15 protein-coding genes are annotated in these 18,099 nt (G+C 66.8%); 10 read left to right on the top strand and 5 right to left on the bottom strand.

What is annotated here, in order from left to right; genetic code table 11:
- Positions 1 to 36: 36 nt before the first annotated feature.
- The 3 genes from QY917_RS04740 to QY917_RS04730 all read left to right on the top strand — a co-directional run bounded on the left by QY917_RS04740 (position 37) and on the right by QY917_RS04730 (position 3,231).
- On the top strand, positions 37 to 1,107 hold the full coding sequence (locus tag QY917_RS04740; protein ID WP_123676443.1) for a GTP pyrophosphokinase family protein: 1,071 nt from the start codon (positions 37 to 39) through the stop codon (positions 1,105 to 1,107).
- 169 nt (positions 1,108 to 1,276) lie between these two features.
- The gene (locus QY917_RS04735) at positions 1,277 to 2,584 is read left to right on the top strand and encodes a polyhydroxyalkanoate depolymerase (RefSeq protein WP_088886626.1); all 1,308 of its coding nucleotides are present in this window, start codon (positions 1,277 to 1,279) and stop codon (positions 2,582 to 2,584) included.
- Between the two features lie 8 nt (positions 2,585 to 2,592).
- Positions 2,593 to 3,231: an RnfABCDGE type electron transport complex subunit B gene (locus tag QY917_RS04730; RefSeq protein ID WP_123676287.1), complete on the top strand. Its 639-nt coding sequence runs from the start codon at positions 2,593 to 2,595 to the stop codon at positions 3,229 to 3,231.
- 82 nt (positions 3,232 to 3,313) lie between these two features.
- Here the strand turns inward: QY917_RS04730 and QY917_RS04725 are convergent, their stop codons facing one another.
- Positions 3,314 to 4,816 carry a methyl-accepting chemotaxis protein gene (locus QY917_RS04725; RefSeq protein ID WP_123676288.1) on the bottom strand — a complete coding sequence of 501 codons (1,503 nt, stop codon included), beginning with the start codon at positions 4,814 to 4,816 and terminating at the stop codon, positions 3,314 to 3,316.
- Between the two features lie 181 nt (positions 4,817 to 4,997).
- Between QY917_RS04725 and dapC the strand changes: the two genes are divergently transcribed.
- From dapC to QY917_RS04695, 6 genes are read left to right on the top strand one after another with little or no spacing between them, the layout of a single operon-like run.
- Positions 4,998 to 6,200 (top strand): succinyldiaminopimelate transaminase, encoded by a 1,203-nt coding sequence (dapC, locus tag QY917_RS04720; protein WP_123676289.1) that lies wholly within the window; start codon positions 4,998 to 5,000, stop codon positions 6,198 to 6,200.
- A gap of 8 nt (positions 6,201 to 6,208) precedes the next feature.
- Positions 6,209 to 7,033 carry a 2,3,4,5-tetrahydropyridine-2,6-dicarboxylate N-succinyltransferase gene (gene dapD, locus QY917_RS04715; RefSeq protein ID WP_123676290.1) on the top strand — a complete coding sequence of 275 codons (825 nt, stop codon included), beginning with the start codon at positions 6,209 to 6,211 and terminating at the stop codon, positions 7,031 to 7,033.
- A gap of 56 nt (positions 7,034 to 7,089) precedes the next feature.
- On the top strand, positions 7,090 to 8,253 hold the full coding sequence (locus QY917_RS04710) for a PilT/PilU family type 4a pilus ATPase (RefSeq protein WP_088886622.1): 1,164 nt from the start codon (positions 7,090 to 7,092) through the stop codon (positions 8,251 to 8,253).
- Positions 8,254 to 8,296: 43 nt separating this feature from the next.
- On the top strand, positions 8,297 to 9,472 hold the full coding sequence (gene dapE, locus QY917_RS04705; protein ID WP_123676291.1) for a succinyl-diaminopimelate desuccinylase: 1,176 nt from the start codon (positions 8,297 to 8,299) through the stop codon (positions 9,470 to 9,472).
- Entirely contained in the window at positions 9,469 to 10,398 is a 930-nt protein-coding gene (gene prmB, locus QY917_RS04700) for a 50S ribosomal protein L3 N(5)-glutamine methyltransferase (protein WP_123676292.1), read from the top strand. Before dapE ends, prmB begins: the two co-directional genes overlap by 4 nt.
- A gap of 46 nt (positions 10,399 to 10,444) precedes the next feature.
- Positions 10,445 to 12,415 carry an ABC-F family ATP-binding cassette domain-containing protein gene (locus QY917_RS04695; RefSeq protein WP_123676293.1) on the top strand — a complete coding sequence of 657 codons (1,971 nt, stop codon included), beginning with the start codon at positions 10,445 to 10,447 and terminating at the stop codon, positions 12,413 to 12,415.
- Between the two features lie 449 nt (positions 12,416 to 12,864).
- Here QY917_RS04695 and phbB read toward each other — a convergent pair whose 3' ends face one another.
- The 3 genes from phbB to QY917_RS04680 all read right to left on the bottom strand — a co-directional run bounded on the left by phbB (position 12,865) and on the right by QY917_RS04680 (position 16,887).
- The gene (phbB, locus tag QY917_RS04690) at positions 12,865 to 13,602 is read right to left on the bottom strand and encodes an acetoacetyl-CoA reductase (RefSeq protein ID WP_015913416.1); all 738 of its coding nucleotides are present in this window, start codon (positions 13,600 to 13,602) and stop codon (positions 12,865 to 12,867) included.
- A 245-nt stretch (positions 13,603 to 13,847) separates the two neighbouring features.
- On the bottom strand, positions 13,848 to 15,026 hold the full coding sequence (locus QY917_RS04685) for an acetyl-CoA C-acetyltransferase (RefSeq protein WP_123676294.1): 1,179 nt from the start codon (positions 15,024 to 15,026) through the stop codon (positions 13,848 to 13,850).
- A 142-nt stretch (positions 15,027 to 15,168) separates the two neighbouring features.
- Positions 15,169 to 16,887, bottom strand: a complete 1,719-nt coding sequence (locus tag QY917_RS04680) for an alpha/beta hydrolase (protein ID WP_123676444.1) — start codon at positions 16,885 to 16,887, stop codon at positions 15,169 to 15,171.
- Positions 16,888 to 17,040: 153 nt separating this feature from the next.
- Between QY917_RS04680 and QY917_RS04675 the strand changes: the two genes are divergently transcribed.
- Positions 17,041 to 17,331: a hypothetical protein gene (locus QY917_RS04675; protein WP_123676445.1), complete on the top strand. Its 291-nt coding sequence runs from the start codon at positions 17,041 to 17,043 to the stop codon at positions 17,329 to 17,331.
- Here QY917_RS04675 and pgeF read toward each other — a convergent pair.
- Positions 17,248 to 18,099 (bottom strand): peptidoglycan editing factor PgeF, encoded by an 852-nt coding sequence (pgeF, locus tag QY917_RS04670; RefSeq protein ID WP_123676295.1) that lies wholly within the window; start codon positions 18,097 to 18,099, stop codon positions 17,248 to 17,250. The genes QY917_RS04675 and pgeF overlap by 84 nt on opposite strands.

Raw genomic sequence — 18,099 nt, 5'->3', positions numbered from 1 at the left:
ACCATCCGTGGCTGTCCCTTGACCCCTGCGCCTGCCGTGCCCCTCCCCTCACCCGCGACCCATCTCACCCCTGAGGAGTCCGCGTTCCACGCGTTCTATGCGCAGGAGCGCCCGGCGCTGGACCACGCCTGCGCGTTTTACATGGCGCTGCTGCAGTCGCTGCTGTCGCAGGCGCGCCACATCGACATTGCCAAGATCGAAGGGCGCGTGAAGGACCGCGATGAATGCCTGCGCAAGTTTTCGCGCAAGTACCGCGCGGCGCTGGAGGAAAGCGGGGCGCCCTATGAAATCCGCCCCTACATCACCGACCTGATCGGCGTGCGCGTGGTCTGCCTGTACGAGGACGAGCTGGAGAAGGTGGCGCAGATCGTCCAGTCGCACTTCGACGTGATCGACGTGACCGACAAGGTCAGCGCCTTGGAGGGCACCGAGGCCTCTTTCGGCTACAAGGGCCTGCACCTGGACCTGCGACTCAACGCCTTGCAAGCCGCCCTGCCCGAGAACGCTGCCTACGCCGCGCAGCCGTTCGAGCTGCAGGTGCGCACCATCATCCAGGACGCGTGGAGCGTGCTGGACCACAAGATCAAGTACAAGAAGTCGATTCCGGCCGAACTCAAGCGCCGCATCAACGTGCTGTCCGCCCTGTTCGAACTGGCGGACCGCGAGTTCCGCCAGATCCGCGATGCCACCGATGCCGAACTGCTCTACGCACCCGACGAGACCACCGAGGCCGAGACCGAAGCCAGCCGAACGCCGGTGCCCGGCAGCGAGCTCAACGCCTTCACGTTCCTGAAGATTGCCCGCCATTTCTTCAAGGACGTGGAGTTCGACGCGCAGAAGGTGGACCTGTTCGTGGACGACATGCGCGCATGGTCACCGGGCATCACGCGTGCCCGCTTCAACACGCTGATGCGTGAAACGATTGCCACCGTCAAGCGCTACAAGCAGTTCTACGAGGCGCAGAACCCCGAGGGCAGCTTCAACCCCTTCACCGTGATCCGCCACTGCCTGTACCTGGGCGACCGGCAGGCGTTTCGCCGCGCGCTGCGCAACAGCTCGCGCGAAGCCTTCGAAGCGTGGTTGCAGGAAAATCCCACCCTGATATAAGTCAAATCGACCTCCAGCGCTTGTCCATCAAGTGCTAACAGCTATCAAAAGTATAGCATCAAGCCCGCCCGCCAATGTCGCGCGCGGGACACTGAATGCGTAGTTGCACGACACGCAAGCAAATGCAACTGCTGATATATTGCACTGCAACATAACTTGGTCCTGCCCCATGCTGTACACCCTCTACGAGACCCAGCGCTCCCTCATGGAGCCCTTCGCCGACCTGGCGCAGGCCGCCGCCAAGTTCTACAGCAACCCGCTGTCGCCGTTCAGCGAGACGCAACTGGCCCATCGCATTTCGGCGGGCTATGAACTGCTGTACCGCCTGGGCAAGGACTACGAGAAACCCGAGTTCGGCATCAGCACCGTGGACGTGGATGGCGTGAGCGTGGCCATCCATGAGCGCGTGGACGTCGACAAGCCGTTCTGCGAACTGCGCCGCTTCAAGCGGTTTTCGGACGACCCGGCCACCTTGCTCAAGCTCAAGGGCCAGCCCGTGGTGCTGATCGTGGCGCCGTTGTCGGGCCACTACGCCACGCTGCTGCGCGACACCGTACGCTCCATGCTGGAGAGCCACAAGGTCTACATCACCGACTGGAAGAACGCGCGCATGGTGCCGCTGCAGGAGGGCGAGTTCCACCTGGACGACTATGTGAACTACGTGCAGGAGTTCATCCGCTACCTGCAGGGCCAATACGGCAACTGCCATGTGATGAGCGTCTGCCAGCCCACCGTGCCGGTACTGGCCGCTGTCTCGCTGATGGCCAGCCGCGGCGAGACCACGCCACTGTCCATGACCATGATGGGCGGTCCCATCGATGCGCGCCGCTCACCCACGGCGGTGAACAACCTGGCCACCCAACGCAGCTTCGAGTGGTTCGAGAACAACGTCATCTACCGCGTACCCAGCAACTTCCCCGGCGCCGGCCGCCGCGTGTACCCGGGCTTTCTGCAGCACACGGGCTTCGTGGCCATGAACCCGGACCGGCACGCCAGCAGCCACTACGATTACTTCAAGAACCTCATCAAGGGCGATGACGCCAGCGCCGAGGCCCACCGCAAGTTCTACGACGAATACAACGCCGTGCTCGACATGGATGCCGACTATTACCTGGAGACCATCAAGACCGTCTTCCAGGACTACAGCCTGGTCAACGGCACCTGGGACGTGCGCTCGCCGGACGGCGCGGTGGAGCGCGTGCGCCCCCAGGACATCACCCAGACCGCGCTGCTGACCATCGAAGGCGAGCTCGACGACATCTCCGGCTCCGGCCAGACCGAGGCGGCGCAGGATCTGTGCACCGGCATCGCCGCGGACCGGCGCAACCACCTCGAGGTGAAGGGCGCCGGCCACTACGGCATTTTCAGCGGCCGCCGCTGGCGCGAGCTGGTCTACCCGCAGGTGCGCGACTTCATCCGTGCCAACCAGTCCGCCCAGCCCACGTCACGCCCCCGCCGCGCACGCAGCGCCGCCTGACGCCGGCCATGACCTCCCCCGCAGCGCAGCAGGCGCTCGTTGAGCGCATTGACGCGGCCCTGCCCCAGACCCAGTGCACGCGCTGCGGCTACCCTGACTGCCAGTCCTATGCCCGTGCCATCGCACGGGGCGAGGCCGAGATCAACCAGTGCCCGCCCGGCGGGGCCCAGGGCGTTGCACGCCTGGCCGCCATCACTGGCCGGCCCGAGCTGCCGCTGAGCGCGGCCCATGGAACGGAGGTCCCGCGCGCCGTGGCGGTGATCGACGAGAACTGGTGCATCGGCTGCACGCTGTGCCTCAAGGCCTGCCCCACGGACGCCATCCTGGGCATCAACAAGCGCATGCACACCGTGATTGCACCGCACTGCACGGGCTGCGAACTGTGCCTGCCCGCGTGCCCGGTGGATTGCATCCGCATGGAAAATGCCAGCGGCCAGGCCACTGGCTGGGCCGCATGGTCCGCCCCGCAGGCCGAGCAGGCGCGCGTGCGCTACCAGGCGCGGCAAGAGCGGCTGCAGCGCGAGGAGGCGCAGGCCACCGCCCCCGAACCTGCCCCTCCGGCGCCGGACAACGCGCCCGATCCCAAGCGCGCAGCCATTGCCGCGGCACTGGCGCGCGCCCGCGCGCAGCGCGCCGACCGGGGCTGACGCCGCTGCGCCGGCAGCCCTACCGCTCACGACCGTAGCGGGCTATGGCAATACGGAGCGAACCGGCGACAGGCCTGCCGCATCAGGCTGCGAGCGACTTGTAGACGCCGCAGCCCAGATAGACATCTCCCGCGCGCTGCACGTAGGACATCTTGGTTTGCACCGCGCCCGTGGCCGGATTGGTGATGTCGTATTCCACCCAGCCCGGCGCGCGTTCGGCCTGGGCCACGATGGCGCTGACCAGCGCATCCCCGGCAATACCGGGAATGTCCTGCACCCGCGTTCCCACTTTGGCGGGATTGCCGCCAAAGGCCAGGTAGGTGCCGCCCGCATCGAGCGCGAACACGTACATGTCGCGGTCGTGGTAGGGCTGTGCGGGGTCGGTCAACGTGCGCAGAAAGGCGTCGCGCGGCAGGCCGCGCTGCACGGCGGCGGCGCGCTGCACCAGGGCCACGGCCTCCTCGGCCGTACCCTGCTGCAGACGAAACGCCAGCACCGCCCGGGACAGGGTAGACGCCCGGCTCTCCAGCGCCTGCGCCTCGCGCAGGGCATCGCTCACCATCTGGGCATTGCGCTGCGTGATCTGGTCCAGTTGCTGCACCGCGGTGCTGATCTCGCGCAGACCCGTGCCCTGTTCATTGACCGAGTGGGAGATTTCGCTCACATGCCCGGCCACGCCACGGATGCCTTGCGCCATGGCCGCAATGCCCTCACCGGCGGTGCGGATCAGCCCCGCGCTGCCCTCCACCTGCCGCACGGACGTGCCAATGAGGTCGCGGATCTCGCGCGCCGCCTCGGCCGAGCGGCCCGCCAGCGTGCGCACCTCGGCCGCCACCACGGCAAAACCCCGGCCCTGCTCGCCCGCGCGTGCCGCTTCCACGGCGGCATTCAGCGCCAGGATGTTGGTTTGAAAGGCGATGCCGTCGATCACCTGGATGATCTCGCCCATGCGGCGGGCATCGTTCTGGATGCCCTGCACCGCCTCCACCGCCCGCGCCATCGCCTGGGTGCCCGCCTCAGCGGCTTGGCGCACCTCTCCGGCGCGCTGATCGGCCACGCCGGCCGCCTGCGCGTTGTTGTTCACGGCGGAAGACAGCTCCTCCACGCTGGCCGCAGTCTGCTCCAGGCTGGCGGCCTGTTGCTCGGTGCGGTCGGCCAGTTCGCGGTTGTCCGCCGCCAGGCTTTGACCCGCGTGCGCCACCAGCGCCGCGTTGCTGCGGATGTCGGCCACCATCGACGAGAGCGTGTACACCATGCGGTTGAGTTGCTCGTCCATGTGCGCCAGTTCATCGCGGCCGCGCACTTCGGCCCGGCTGCACAGGTCGCCCTGCGCCGTGCGCTCCATTACGCCGCTCAGCCGCCGCAGGTCGCCCGCCACACTGGCCTGGAAAGCCGTGGCCAGATAGGCGGTGGCCAGCACCGCCACGCTACACACGCCCCACGTGGCGCGCGGCCCCCATCCCTGCACCCCCGCGACGGCCAGCAGTGCCAACACGGCCACGCCTCCCAACAGGGCCAGCTTGGCCGAGAAACGCAGGCGCCGCATGAGTCCCACGCCCGGCCGCAGAATGAATGAAACCGTCATCGCTTTTGTCCCCCTCGCTGGCTGAAATGCGCGCCCTGGCGCGTCGCACTGATGAATTGATGCCATTTGTAACCAAATTCGACGGCTGTGTAGAGCGATCAAACCCTGTAGTTGTTTTTGGGAACGGGTGGCGGGGCCGCGCCCTATGGCGCCCGGCCGCATCCCTGATAATCGCCCCCCTATGAATCCCCTGCTCTCCCTACTGCAGCCCTACCCGTTCGAGCGGCTGCGACAGCTTTTTGCGGGGGTGACGCCCTCGGCCGCTCACCGCGCCATCAGCCTGGGCATCGGCGAGCCACGCCATGCAACGCCGCCGTTCATCCAGGAGGCCCTGGCCGCCAACCTGGCAGGCCTGGCCAGCTACCCCTCCACCGCCGGTGACCCCAGCCTGCGCGAAGCCTGTGCCGGCTGGATGCAGCGGCGCTACCGTATTCCCGTCAACCCCGCCACGCAGGTGCTGCCGGTGAACGGTTCGCGCGAGGCGTTGTTCGCATTCGCGCAAACCGTGGTGGACCCCACCCGCGCGGGCGCCACCGTGGTGTGCCCCAACCCGTTCTACCAAATCTATGAAGGCGCCACGCTGCTGGCCGGCGCCACGCCGTACTACGCCCCGAGCGATCCAGCCCGCAACTTTGCTGTGGACTGGGACAGCGTGCCCGATGAGGTATGGCAGCGCACGCAACTGCTCTTCGTGTGCTCGCCCGGCAACCCCACGGGCGCCGTGATGCCCCTGCCCGAGTGGGAGAAGCTCTTCGCGCTGAGTGACCGCTACGGTTTTGTGATCGCCTCGGACGAGTGCTACAGCGAGATCTACTTCCGTGACGAGCCCCCGCTGGGCGGCCTGGAGGCGGCGACCCAACTGGGCCGAGCCGACTACCGCAACCTGATCGCCTTCACCAGCCTGTCCAAGCGCAGCAACGTGCCGGGCCTGCGCAGCGGCTTCGTGGCGGGCGACGCGGCACTCATCAAGGCGTTTTTGCTGTACCGCACCTACCACGGCAGTGCCATGGGTCCCGCCGTGCAGGCCGCCAGCGTGGCTGCCTGGAACGATGAGGTGCACGTGGAAGAAAACCGCGCCCTTTACCGCCAGAAGTTCGCCCAGGTCACGCCCATGCTCGCCGAGGTGATGGACGTGCGCCTGCCCGACGCGGGTTTCTACCTCTGGGCCAAGGTGCCCGACGCCCTGGGCATGAGCGATGCGGAGTTCGCCCAGGCCCTGCTGGCTCAATACAATGTCACGGTATTGCCGGGCAGCTATCTCGCCCGCGATTCCGGCGGCGCCAACCCCGGCGCCCAGCGCGTGCGCATGGCCCTTGTGGCCGAGACCGCGGAATGCGCCGAAGCGGCCTCGCGCATCGTGCAATTCATCCAATCCCGTACGTGATTCCATCCATGACCCAACAATTGCAGACCCTGATCGACAACGCCTGGGACAACCGCGCCAGCCTCTCGCCCTCCGCCGCGCCCCAGGAAGTGGTGGACGCCGTCGAGCATGTGATCGCCGAGCTCAACAACGGCAGGCTGCGCGTGGCCACGCGCGAGGGCGTGGGCCAGTGGACCGTGCACCAGTGGATCAAGAAGGCCGTGCTGCTGTCGTTCCGCCTGAAGGACAACGAGCTCATGAAGGCCGGTGACCTGGGCTTCTTCGACAAGGTGCCCACCAAGTTCGCCCACCTGTCCGCCGACGAGATGGCCGCCACCGGCGTGCGCGTGGTGCCGCCGGCCGTGGCGCGCCGCGGCAGTTTCATCGCCAAGGGCGCGATCCTGATGCCCAGCTACGTGAACATCGGCGCCTATGTGGACGAAGGCACCATGGTGGACACCTGGGCCACCGTGGGCTCGTGCGCGCAGGTCGGAAAGAACGTGCACCTGTCCGGCGGCGTGGGGCTGGGCGGCGTGCTCGAGCCCCTGCAGGCCAACCCGACCATCATCGAGGACAACTGCTTCATCGGCGCGCGCTCCGAAGTCGTCGAGGGCGTGATCGTCGAAGAGAACTCGGTCATCAGCATGGGCGTGTACATCGGTCAGAGCACGCCGATCTACGACCGCACCACGGGCGAGATCACCTACGGTCGCGTGCCCGCTGGCTCGGTGGTGGTCAGCGGCAACCTGCCCAAGGACGGTGGCCGCTACAGCATGTACGCGGCCATCATCGTCAAGAAGGTGGACGCCAAGACCCGCTCCACCACCAGCCTGAACGACCTGCTGCGCGACTGAAGCTACGCCGCACCGGCACTGCACGCATACATAACCAGCACTGAGAGGGAACCAGCATGAGCACGATGGAGCGGATTCTGCGCCTGATGGCCGACAAGAAGGCATCCGATGTCTACCTGTCGGCCAACGCACCGGCGCTGATCAAGATCAACGGCGAATGCGTGCCGATCAACAGCCAGATCCTGCCGCCCGACGCGCCCAAGAACCTGCTGTCCGAGATCGTCCCCCCCGACCGCATCGAAGAGCTGGAAGAGACCGGTGAGCTCAACATGGGTGTGCCGCTCACCGGCGTGGGGCGCTTTCGCGTCAGCGCGATGCGCCAGCGCGGCACCTATGCGGTGGTGATCCGCTTCATCACGCAGAACATCCCGCAGTTGTCCACGCTGCACCTGCCGCCGGTGCTCAGCGAGCTGATCATGGAAAAGCGCGGCCTGATCCTGCTCGTGGGCGCCACGGGCTCGGGCAAGAGCACGACGCTGGCGGCGATGCTGGACGCGCGCAACGAGTCTATGACCGGCCACATCCTCACGGTGGAGGACCCGGTCGAATACCAGTTCAAGAACAAGAAGTCCATCGTCAACCAGCGGGAGATCGGCAGCGACACCCAGTCGCTGCAGACCGCGCTCAAGAACGCGCTACGACAGGCGCCCGACGTGATCCTGATCGGCGAAATCCGCGACCGCGAGACCATGTCCGCCGCCATCGCCTACGCCCAGTCGGGCCACCTGTGCCTGGCCACGCTGCACGGCAACAACAGTTACCACGCCCTCAACCGCATCCTGTCGTTCTACCCCGTGGAGGTGCGCCCCACAATGCTGGGCGACCTGGCGTCCGCCCTCAAGGCCATCATCTCGCAGCGCCTGGTGCGCACTACGACCGGCGATCGCGTGCCCGCGGCGGAGGTCATGCTCAACACCAAGCTGGTGGCCGAGCTGGTGGAAAAGGGCGACTTCTCGGGGATCCGCGAGGCCATGGAAAAATCCATGGCCGAAGGCTCGCAGACCTTCGAGGAAGCGCTGGCCCACCTGATCCTGGAGGGCAAGATCGACCGCAAGGAAGGCCTGGCCTACGCCGACTCCCCCACCAACCTCATGTGGCGCCTGCAAAACGACTTCTCGGCTGCCGCGAAGTCGGCGCGCGCCGTCAACGACGCCGGCCAACAGTCCGAGGACGATGCCCCCTCGTTCACCGAGATCGTGCTGGACGTCAAGCCCGCCTGAGCCCGTTTCGCGGCCGCTGCACGGCAGTGCGCCGCCTGTACCCATGTCCCCCACCCTGCTACTGACCGAACAGCTCATCGCCCGCCCCTCCGTCACGCCCGACGACGCGGGCTGCCTGGACCTGCTGGCCTGGCGCCTCGCTCCCTTGGGCTTTGCCTGCGAGCGACTGGACAGCGGGCCCGAGAACTTCCGCGTCAGCAATTTGTGGTCAAAACGCACTGCAACGCGCTCTGGACAAGCGCAAACAGCTACCAAAACAGTAGTATTCGCCGGCCACACCGACGTGGTACCCACGGGCCCCGTGGAGCAGTGGAGCAGCCCGCCGTTCACCCCCACACACCGGGACGGCCGCCTGTACGGCCGCGGCGCGAGTGACATGAAGGCCTCGATCGCCGCATTCGTCGTCGCGGTCGAGGAATTCCTCGCCGCCACGCCCGACCCGCGCCTGGACATCGCGCTGCTGCTGACCAGCGACGAGGAAGGCCCCTCGGTGGACGGTACCAAGGTGGTCATTGAGCAGCTGCGCGCGCGCGGGGAGCGGCTGGACTGGTGCATCGTGGGCGAGCCTACCTCGGTCGAGCAGACCGGCGACATGATCAAGAACGGCCGCCGCGGCACGCTGTCCGGGCGGCTCACCGTGCGGGGGGTGCAGGGCCACATCGCCTACCCGCAGCTGGCGCGCAACCCCATCCATCAGGCCGTGCCCGCGCTCACCGAGCTCGCCGCCACCGTGTGGGATGAGGGCAACGCCTTCTTTCCGCCCACCAGTTGGCAGATGAGCAACATCCACGGCGGCACCGGCGCGACCAACGTGATCCCCGGCCAGGTGGTGATCGACTTCAACTTCCGCTTCAGCACCGAATCGACCGCTGAAGGGCTGCAGCAGCGCGTGCATGCGGTACTGGACCGCCACGGACTGGAATACGACCTGACCTGGACGCTGGGCGGCCAGCCCTTCCTGACCACGCCGGGCGAACTGGTGCAGGCGGTGCAGCAAGCCATCCACGCCGAAACCGGTCTGGAAACCGAGCTGTCCACCACCGGCGGCACCAGCGACGGGCGCTTCATTGCCCAGATTTGCCCCCAGGTGATCGAGCTGGGCCCGCCCAACGCCAGCATCCACAAGATCGACGAGAACGTGCGCTTGGTCGACATCGAGCCGCTCAAGAACATCTACCGCCGCACGCTCGAGCACCTCAACGCACTGGCGGGCGCATGACCGCGAAAGTGCACGGTGACACCGTCGGTGCGCTGGTCGCCAGCGGCGCCGCGCGCCTCACACAGGCCGGCGTGGCCTTCGGCCACGGCACTGCCAACGCGCAGGACGAGGCCGCCTGGCTGGTGCTGTGGCGCCTGGGGCTGCCGCTGGACAGCGTGCTCGACGAGGGTGCTGAAGGTTCAGTGGCAAATCGGCCCGTAACGCCCGCCCATCAAGCGCTGGTAGCTACACTTTTTGAAGAACGCATCGCCACGCGCAAGCCGGCTGCCTACCTCACGCGCGAGGCCTGGTTGCAGGGCGTGCCGTTCTACGTGGACGAGCGCGCCATCGTGCCGCGCAGCTTCATTGCCGAACTGCTGGCCGACGGCAGCATCGACGACTGGCTCAGCGACCAGACGCGCCACGTGCTCGACCTGTGCACCGGCAACGGCAGCCTGGCCGTGCTGGCCGCCATGGCGTATCCCGACGTGCAGGTGACGGGCGCCGACCTCTCGCCCGACGCGTTGGCCGTAGCCCGCATCAACGTGGACCGGCACGGGCTGCAGGAGCGCATCACGCTGGTCGAGTCCGACGGCCTGGCCGCCCTGCCCGGCCCCTGGGACCTGATCCTGTGCAACCCGCCCTACGTCAACGCCGCCAGCATGGCCCAGCTGCCGCCCGAATACCGGGCCGAGCCCGAGCTGGCCCTGTCCGGCAATATGCGGGGCGGCAGCGACGGCATGGACTTCATTCGCCAGCTGTTGGCCGACGCCCCGGCGCGCATGAGCGAAGACGCCGTGCTGGTGCTGGAGATCGGCAACGAACGCGAACACTTCGAGGCCGCCTTTCCCGACCTGCCCGTGTTCTGGCTGGAGACCAGCGCCGGCAGCGACCAGGTGCTGCTGCTCACGCGCCAGGCCCTGCTCCCACTCGCTCCCGCAAAGTGACGGCGCCGGCCCGTCCGGCCCCCGCCCCGTCCATTGGTTTTGACCCATGATCACCCTGAAGAACGTCACGCTGCGCCGCAGCGCCAAGGTATTGCTCGACGGCGTCTCCGTCACCATCAACCCCGGGGAACATGTCGGCCTGGTCGGGCGTAACGGCGCTGGCAAGTCCACGCTGTTTGCGCTGCTCAATGGTTCGCTGCACGAAGACGGCGGTGACTTCTTCCTGCCCGCGGCCTGGCGCATGGCCCAGGTGGCGCAGAACATGCCAGAGACGGACGAGTCTGCCACCGCCTTCGTACTTGAGGGCGACACCCGTTTGTCGGAGCTGCGCCAGGCGCTGCACACGGCCGAGCAGGCGGGTGATGGCATGGCCATGGCCCAGGCGCACTCCGACCTGGCAGACGCCGGTGCGCACGACGCCACCGCGCGCGCGCAGGCGCTCATCCTGGGTCTGGGCTTTCAGGTGGCGGAGCTGGAGCGCCCGGTCAACAGCTTCTCCGGCGGCTGGCGCATGCGCCTGCAACTGGCGCGCGCGCTGATGTGCCCCAGCGACCTGCTGCTGCTGGACGAGCCCACCAACCACTTGGACCTGGACGCGCTGGTATGGCTGGAAGCCTGGCTGCAGCGCTACAACGGTACCTTGGTCGTCATCAGCCACGACCGCGAATTCCTCGACGCCGTGACCCAGGTCACGCTGCACATCGATAACGCGCGCCTGACCCGCTACGGCGGCAACTACAGCAAGTTCGAGGAGCTGCGCGCCCAGCAGCTGGAACTGCAGCAGTCGGCCTACGAGCGCCAGCAGGACAAAATCGCGCACCTGCAGAAATTCATCGATCGGTTCAAGGCCAAGGCCACCAAGGCCAAGCAGGCACAAAGCCGCGTGAAGGCGCTGGAGCGCATGGAGAAGATCGCCCCCGTGCTGGCGTCGGCCGACTTCACCTTCGAGTTCAAAGAGCCGGCCAACCTGCCCAACCCGATGCTGGCCATCACCGACGCGTCCTTCGGTTATCGCTCCGAGGATGGCAGCGAGACCACCATCCTGCGCCACGTGAACCGCTCGGTGCTAGCCGGCCAGCGCATCGGCATTTTGGGCGCCAACGGCCAGGGCAAGTCCACGCTGGTCAAGACCATCGCCCGCACCATGGCGCCGCTCTCCGGCACCCTGACCGAGGGCAAGGGCCTGTCGATCGGCTACTTCGCGCAGCAGGAGCTGGACGTGCTGCGTCCCGGCGATAACCCGCTGGAGCACATGGTACGCCTGGCGCGCGAACTGGGTGCCCAGGCCCAGGAACCCAGCCGCGAGCAGGACCTGCGCAACTTCCTGGGCAGCTTCAACTTCAGCGGCGACATGGTGCACCAGGCCGTGGGCACCATGAGCGGCGGGGAGAAGGCCCGCCTGGTGCTGGCCATGATCGTCTGGCAGCGCCCCAACCTGTTGCTGCTGGACGAGCCCACCAACCACCTGGATCTGGCCACGCGCGAGGCGCTGTCCATGGCGCTCAACGAGTTCGAGGGCACGGTGATGCTGGTCAGCCACGACCGGGCGCTGCTGCGCGCCGTGTGCGATGAGTTCTGGCTGGTGGGCCGGGGTGCCGTGGCGCCCTTCGACGGCGATCTGGACGATTACCAGCGCTACCTGCTTGAGGAGTCCAAACGCCTGCGCGAACTGGCCCGCGCAGCCGAGCAGGTGGTCGTTGCCGAGGCCGCGTCCCCAACCGCCACTGCCGCCCCTCCCCTGCGCGACGCCCGCGAACAGCGCCGCCAGGAAGCCCAGGCCCGCCAGCAACTGGCCGAGAAAACCCGCCCCCTCAAGCGAGAGCTTGAAAAAATCGACCAGCGCCTGGAAGCCCTAAACCGGGAAAAAGCGCAGTTGGAAGAACGGCTCATGCAGCCGTTGCCCCCCGCGGAGATCGCGGAATGCGGGCGGAGGCTCAAGGACTGCACCGAAGAGGTGACAGCCCTTGAGGAAAAGTGGCTGGATGTTTCCTCAGCGCTGGAAGAACTGGCACGCTGAGGGGCTACAGGTATTTTTGATATCTGTATAAAAACAGCCTCTAAGCCTTACGCATAAATCGCACGCAGCTCCTTTTTCAGGAGTAAATTCTGGGGATATCCCGGGGTTGCATTTTTTTGCAGCGCACTGTCAACGCCCCCCCAGGGGGCCGCGTTGTGGGTACATCTAAGGAGTTTTCCCTATGACCATGACTGCAATCCTCTCTGCCTGGCCCGAAGACGAACGTGACCGCAAGCGCGCCCCGGCCCGCCTGTAAGCGTCCACTCGGCCTGTTCTGAAGGCCGTTCGTTGGAGGAATCGCCGCACTGCGCAATTCCAAGCCACTGCCAGGGCCCGCCGGGAGCTACCGGCCCCGATTCACACCGCCCACTTCAGGGTGGAGACAGAAAAGGAACGTGCCACCACGTTCCTTTTGCATTTCAAGGCAGCCTTTTTCAGCTGCCGCTAGGTCAGCCCATGTGCAGGCCGCCGTTGACCGAGAAATCCGCCCCGGTGGCATAGCCGCCCTCTTCGGAAGCCAGCCACGAAATGATGGACGCGATCTCGCTGGGTTCGCCCAAGCGCTTCACGGGCACAGTGGCGACGATCTTTTCCAGCACATCCGGGCGGATCGCCTTGACCATGTCGGTGCCGATGTAGCCGGGGCTCACGGTATTCACCGTCACGCCCTTGGTGGCCAGTTCCTGCGCCAGCGCCATCGAAAAACCGTGCATGCCCGCCTTCGCCGCCGAGTAGTTGGTCTGGCCGGCCTGGCCTTTCTCGCCGTTCACGCTGCTGATGTTGATGATGCGGCCCCAGCCCTTGTCCACCATGTCTGCAACGACCTGCTTGGTCACGTTGAACATGCTGTTGAGGTTGGTTTCGATGACAGCGTCCCAGTCCTCGCGCGACATCTTGAGGAACATGCGGTCGCGTGTGATGCCGGCGTTGTTCACCAACACATCCACGCTGCCATGCTCGGCCTTGGCCTGGGTGAAGGCCTCCACCGTGGACTCCCAGTTGCCCACGTTCCCGACCGACGCGTAAAACGTATAGCCCAGCGCCTTTTGCTCGCCCAGCCACTTGTTGTAGTCGCGCGTGGGGCCGCACCCGGCGATGACCTTGAACCCGTCCCGGTGCAGACGCTGACAGATGGCCGTGCCGATGCCCCCCATACCCCCGGTGACGTACGCAACTTTCTGGCTCATGTGTGCTCCTTGGATGTGTCAAAAGTGAATCAGATCAGTGACCACTCTACCCAAGAATTACGACAATACCGAGGAGGAAAACACTGCGCCCCGGCATTATTGTTGCGGCGCAAAAAACCGGGCATCATCGCGTTTTTGCACTCCGTAGCCAGCCGTTGCCGCCTGCGCCGACAAAAAAGGCCGCACGGGGAAGCCCGTGCGGCCTTTTTGCATGCAGGGCACCCGTCCCAAAGGGTGCCGCGCCTTCAACGCTCCAGCGCCATGGACACGCCCATGCCTCCACCAATGCACAGCGCGGCCAGGCCCTTCCTGGCATCGCGGCGCTGCATTTCGTGCAGCAGGGTCACCAACACGCGGCAGCCCGAGGCACCGATGGGGTGACCGATGGCGATGGCGCCGCCATTCACGTTGACCTTGGCGGGATCGATGCCGAGTTCTTTGTTCACCGCGCACGCCTGGGCAGCGAAGGCCTCGTTGAGTTCGAACAGGTCCACATCGCCCACGCTCCAGCCCGCGCGCTGCAATGCCTTGCGGGATGCCGGCACCGGGCCCATGCCCATGGTGGCGGGGTCCAGTCCGCTGGTACCGTAGGCCGCAATGCGGGCCAGCGGCTGCAGGCCCAGGGCCGCAGCCTTGCTGGCACTCATCACCACCACGGCGGCCGCACCGTCATTGATGCCCGAGGCATTGCCCGCCGTGACCGAGCCGGCCTTGTCGAAGGCGGGGCGCAGGCCAGCCAGAGCTTCGGCACTGGTTTTGCGGTTGAGATATTCGTCTGCCGCGAATATGACGGGGTCGCCCTTCTTCTGCGCAAGTGTCACCGGCACGATCTCGTCCGTGAAGCGCCCTGCGTCCTGGGCGGCGGCGGCCTTTTGCTGGCTGGCCAGGGCCAGCGCATCCTGCATCTCGCGCGTGATGCCGTGCTGCCTGGCCACGTTCTCGGCCGTGATGCCCATGTGGTACTGGTTGTACACGTCCCACAGGCCGTCGACGATCATGGTGTCGACCAGCTTCCAGTCGCCCATGCGCTGGCCTTCGCGCGAGCCATTGAGCACGTGCGGTGCCAGGCTCATGTTCTCCTGGCCGCCGGCCACGACGATCTCGCTGTCGCCCGTCGCCACGGCCTGGGCGGCCAGCATCACGGCCTTGAGACCCGAGCCGCACACGGCGTTGATGGTGAGCGCGGGCGTCTCCTGGGCCAGCCCCGCCTTCATCATGGCCTGGCGGGCCGGGTTCTGGCCGCAGCCGGCCGCAAGCACCTGGCCCATGATGACCTCGCCCACCTGATCGGGAGCGACGCGGGCGCGTGCCAGCGCCTCGCGGATGACGATGGCGCCCAGATCGGTCGCGGGGGTCTTGGCCAGTGCGCCGCCAAACTTGCCCACGGGCGTGCGCACGGCGGAAACGATGACGATGTCTTCCATGGTGTGTCCTTTCGGGAGTGGCACCTGCCGGCTGCACGGCCGCAGGCCAGTAGCCATTGTCTGTCGGCCCGGTGTCAGGACTATTGCGTAGTCACTCCGCAGCGCGCCGCAACGCCGCCCCCGGGAGCGTGCGGCGCCAGCCTCAGGCCTTTTGCTGCACGTAGCGCCCTGGCGCGGGTTCGATGGCCTTGAACTTCGGCGCCTTTCCATAGGCCTTGGGTGCGGCGATCTGCCGACCGGCGTGGCCGTGCAGCCATGCGCACCAGTCGTCCCACCAACTGCCGGGCAGTTCGGTGGCCCCAGCCAGCCATGCATCCAGCGTGGCGGGCAGTTGCCCATCCTCGCGCAGCCAGTGGCTGCGCTTTTTCTTGGCGGGCGGGTTGATGACCCCCGCGATATGGCCCGACGCGCCCATCACGAAACGCTTGTCCCCCGGCAATACTTGCGTGGAGGCGTAGGCCGCGCCGATCGGCACGATGTGATCCTCGCGCGAGCCGTAGATGTACACAGGCAGTTGGACCTGGGTCAGGTCGAGTGGCTCGCCGCACACGGTGAGCCGCCCCGGCCGGATGAGGTTGTTCTCCAGGTAGAAGTTGCGCAGGTACCAGGCGTAGTACGGCCCAGGCAGGTTGGTGCTGTCGCTGTTCCAGTACAGCAGGTCGAAGGGCGGCGGCGTCTCGCCCTTGAGATAGTTGCCCACCACGTAATTCCACACCAGGTCGTTCGGGCGCAGAAAGCTGAAGGTGGATGCCAGGTCCTGGCCCTTCATGAGCCCGCCCTGCCCCATCTGCAGTTCGCGCATGCGCACGAAGCCTTCGTCGATGAAGACGTCGAGGATCCCGGTGTCGGCAAAATCGATCAGCGTGGTCAGGAAAGTGCAACTGGCCACAGGCTCCTCGCCACGCGCCGCCAGCACCGCGAGCGCCGTGGCCAGCATGGTGCCGCCCACGCAAAAGCCCAGGGCGTTGATCTGCTTGGCGCCAGCGATCTGCTGCACGGTGGCGATGGCCGTAAGCACGGCCTCGTCGATGTAGTCGTCCCAGGTCTTGTGCGCCAGCGACGCATCGGGGTTGCGCCAACTCACCACGAAGGTGCGGTGGCCCTGGGCCACGGCATGGCGGATCAGCGAGTTGTCGGGCTGCAGGTCCAGGATGTAGTACTTGTTGATGCACGGAGGCACCATGAGCAGGGGCCGCTCGTACACCTTGGGGGTGAGCGGCTTGTATTCCAGCAGCTGGAACAGCTCGTTCTCGAACACCACGGCACCCTCGGTGGTCGCCACGTTGCGGCCCACTTCGAAGCGGCTCTCGTCGGTCATCGAGATATGCCCCTGGCCCAGGTCGTGCAGCAGGTTGGCCACGCCCTTGGCGATGCTCTCGCCGTGCGTTTCCAGGGCCTTCTGCTGCGCATCCGCGTTGAACACCAGGAAGTTGCTGGGCGCCACGGCGGCCAGCCACTGCTCCACGCTGAAGCGGATGCGTGCGCGGGTCTTGTCGTCGGCCTGCACCGCGTCGACCAGGCCCATGAGCGCGTGCGCCTGCAACTGGTAGGCCGCGACCGAGAACGCCGACAACGGGTTGTGCGCCCAATTCTCGCCCGCGAACCGGCGGTCGTTGCTGAGGGGTGCCTCGTCGTGATGCAGCGCATGGCTCCACAGCGCCTGCACCTCTTGCAGGTACCGCTGCTGCACCGCAGCCAGCTTGTCGGGTGCGAAGCTCACCGGGCCGGCAGCTGGCATGGACAGCGCGGCGCCCATTTCTTTGGGCTGCAGGACCTGCAGCATCTGGCTCCAGCCCTCGCCCACCATCTGCTGGAACTGCCGGGCGCTGTCGGCCCAGCTGGCGTCGAAATTCGTGCTCATGCAGCCTCCATCGCGGCCCAGGCGCGGGCCCCGTATGCCATTGTTGCCCAGCAGGCGGTGCCGCAGAAAACTGCAGCGCATTCGCAGGGCTTTGGGTTTCCGCAGCCGTGGCAAGCCGGCCACAATCGCCGCTTTGCCCTTTCGGAATCGATCATGTACCTGGTGGTTATCGCATGGCTGTATGTCACCGTGTTGATGGCCTTGGCCGAGGCCACGTCCGCCAACGGCACGGTGCTGGGCGCCATCGTCACCTTCGTGCTGTACGGGCTGCTGCCCATGTCCATCGTGCTCTACATCCTGGGCACGCCCGGGCGCAAACGCGCGCTGCGCGCCCGGCAGCAGGCCGAGGTGGAAGCCGCCTCAGGCGGCCAGCCAGATGCAGGCGGCCATGCGCCCGCTGCTGCCGAGCCGGGCGCTGTCCCGCCGGTGCGAAAAGAACCGTGACGGATTGGCCACAGTGCACCAGGCGCTGGTGCTGTCGTTGCCGTACAGCGCCGTAACGCCGCAGGCGCGCAGGCGGTGGCGTGCCAGCCCGGCCAGGTCCGCCAGCCACTTGCCATCGCTGGCATGCGGGCGAAAGTACACGGCCGCCCGCGGATCCTGCGCACAGAAGGCCTCGCGCACCTCCGCGCCCACCTCGAAGGCCTCGGGGCCGATGCAGGGTCCCAGCCAGGCCATTACGTCATCCGCATCCGCCGTCGCTCCGTTTTCAATAGCTGCTCGCGCTTGCTCTGCCTGCGCTAGGGGCCTAAAACACTCCAAGGTCGATTCCAACACCCCTGCGGCCAGACCGCGCCAGCCCGCATGCGCCGCGGCCACGCGCGTACCCGCGCGGTTGGTGAACAGTACCGGCAGGCAATCCGCCGCCATCACGATGCAGGCCACGCCTGCGGCCCGCGTGGTGCAGCCATCGGCGTCCAGCCCGTCGGGCGTGTGCGCGTCCAGCGGCTGCACTGCCGTGCCATGCACCTGGCGCAGGTACACCGCCCGTACCGCGGAGCCGCCGGCGCCCAGCGCATCTTGCAGCGCCGCCCAGTTGGCCTGCACGGCGGCGGGGTCGTCGCCCACGAAGCGGCCCAGGTTGAAGCTGTCCCAGGGCGGCGCGCTCACGCCGCCGTTGCGCGTGGTGCACAGCGCACGTACCCGGGCGGGCACGGGCCAGTCCGGAACCAGCCAGTCGTGCGGAACTGCGGAGGGAGCGGTCTGTGCCAC

Origin of the sequence: Diaphorobacter sp. C33, assembly GCF_030503915.1 — a bacterium.
Taxonomy (GTDB): Bacteria; Pseudomonadota; Gammaproteobacteria; order Burkholderiales; family Burkholderiaceae_C; genus Diaphorobacter; species Diaphorobacter nitroreducens.
This window is presented reverse-complemented; position numbering and strand designations above follow the sequence as displayed.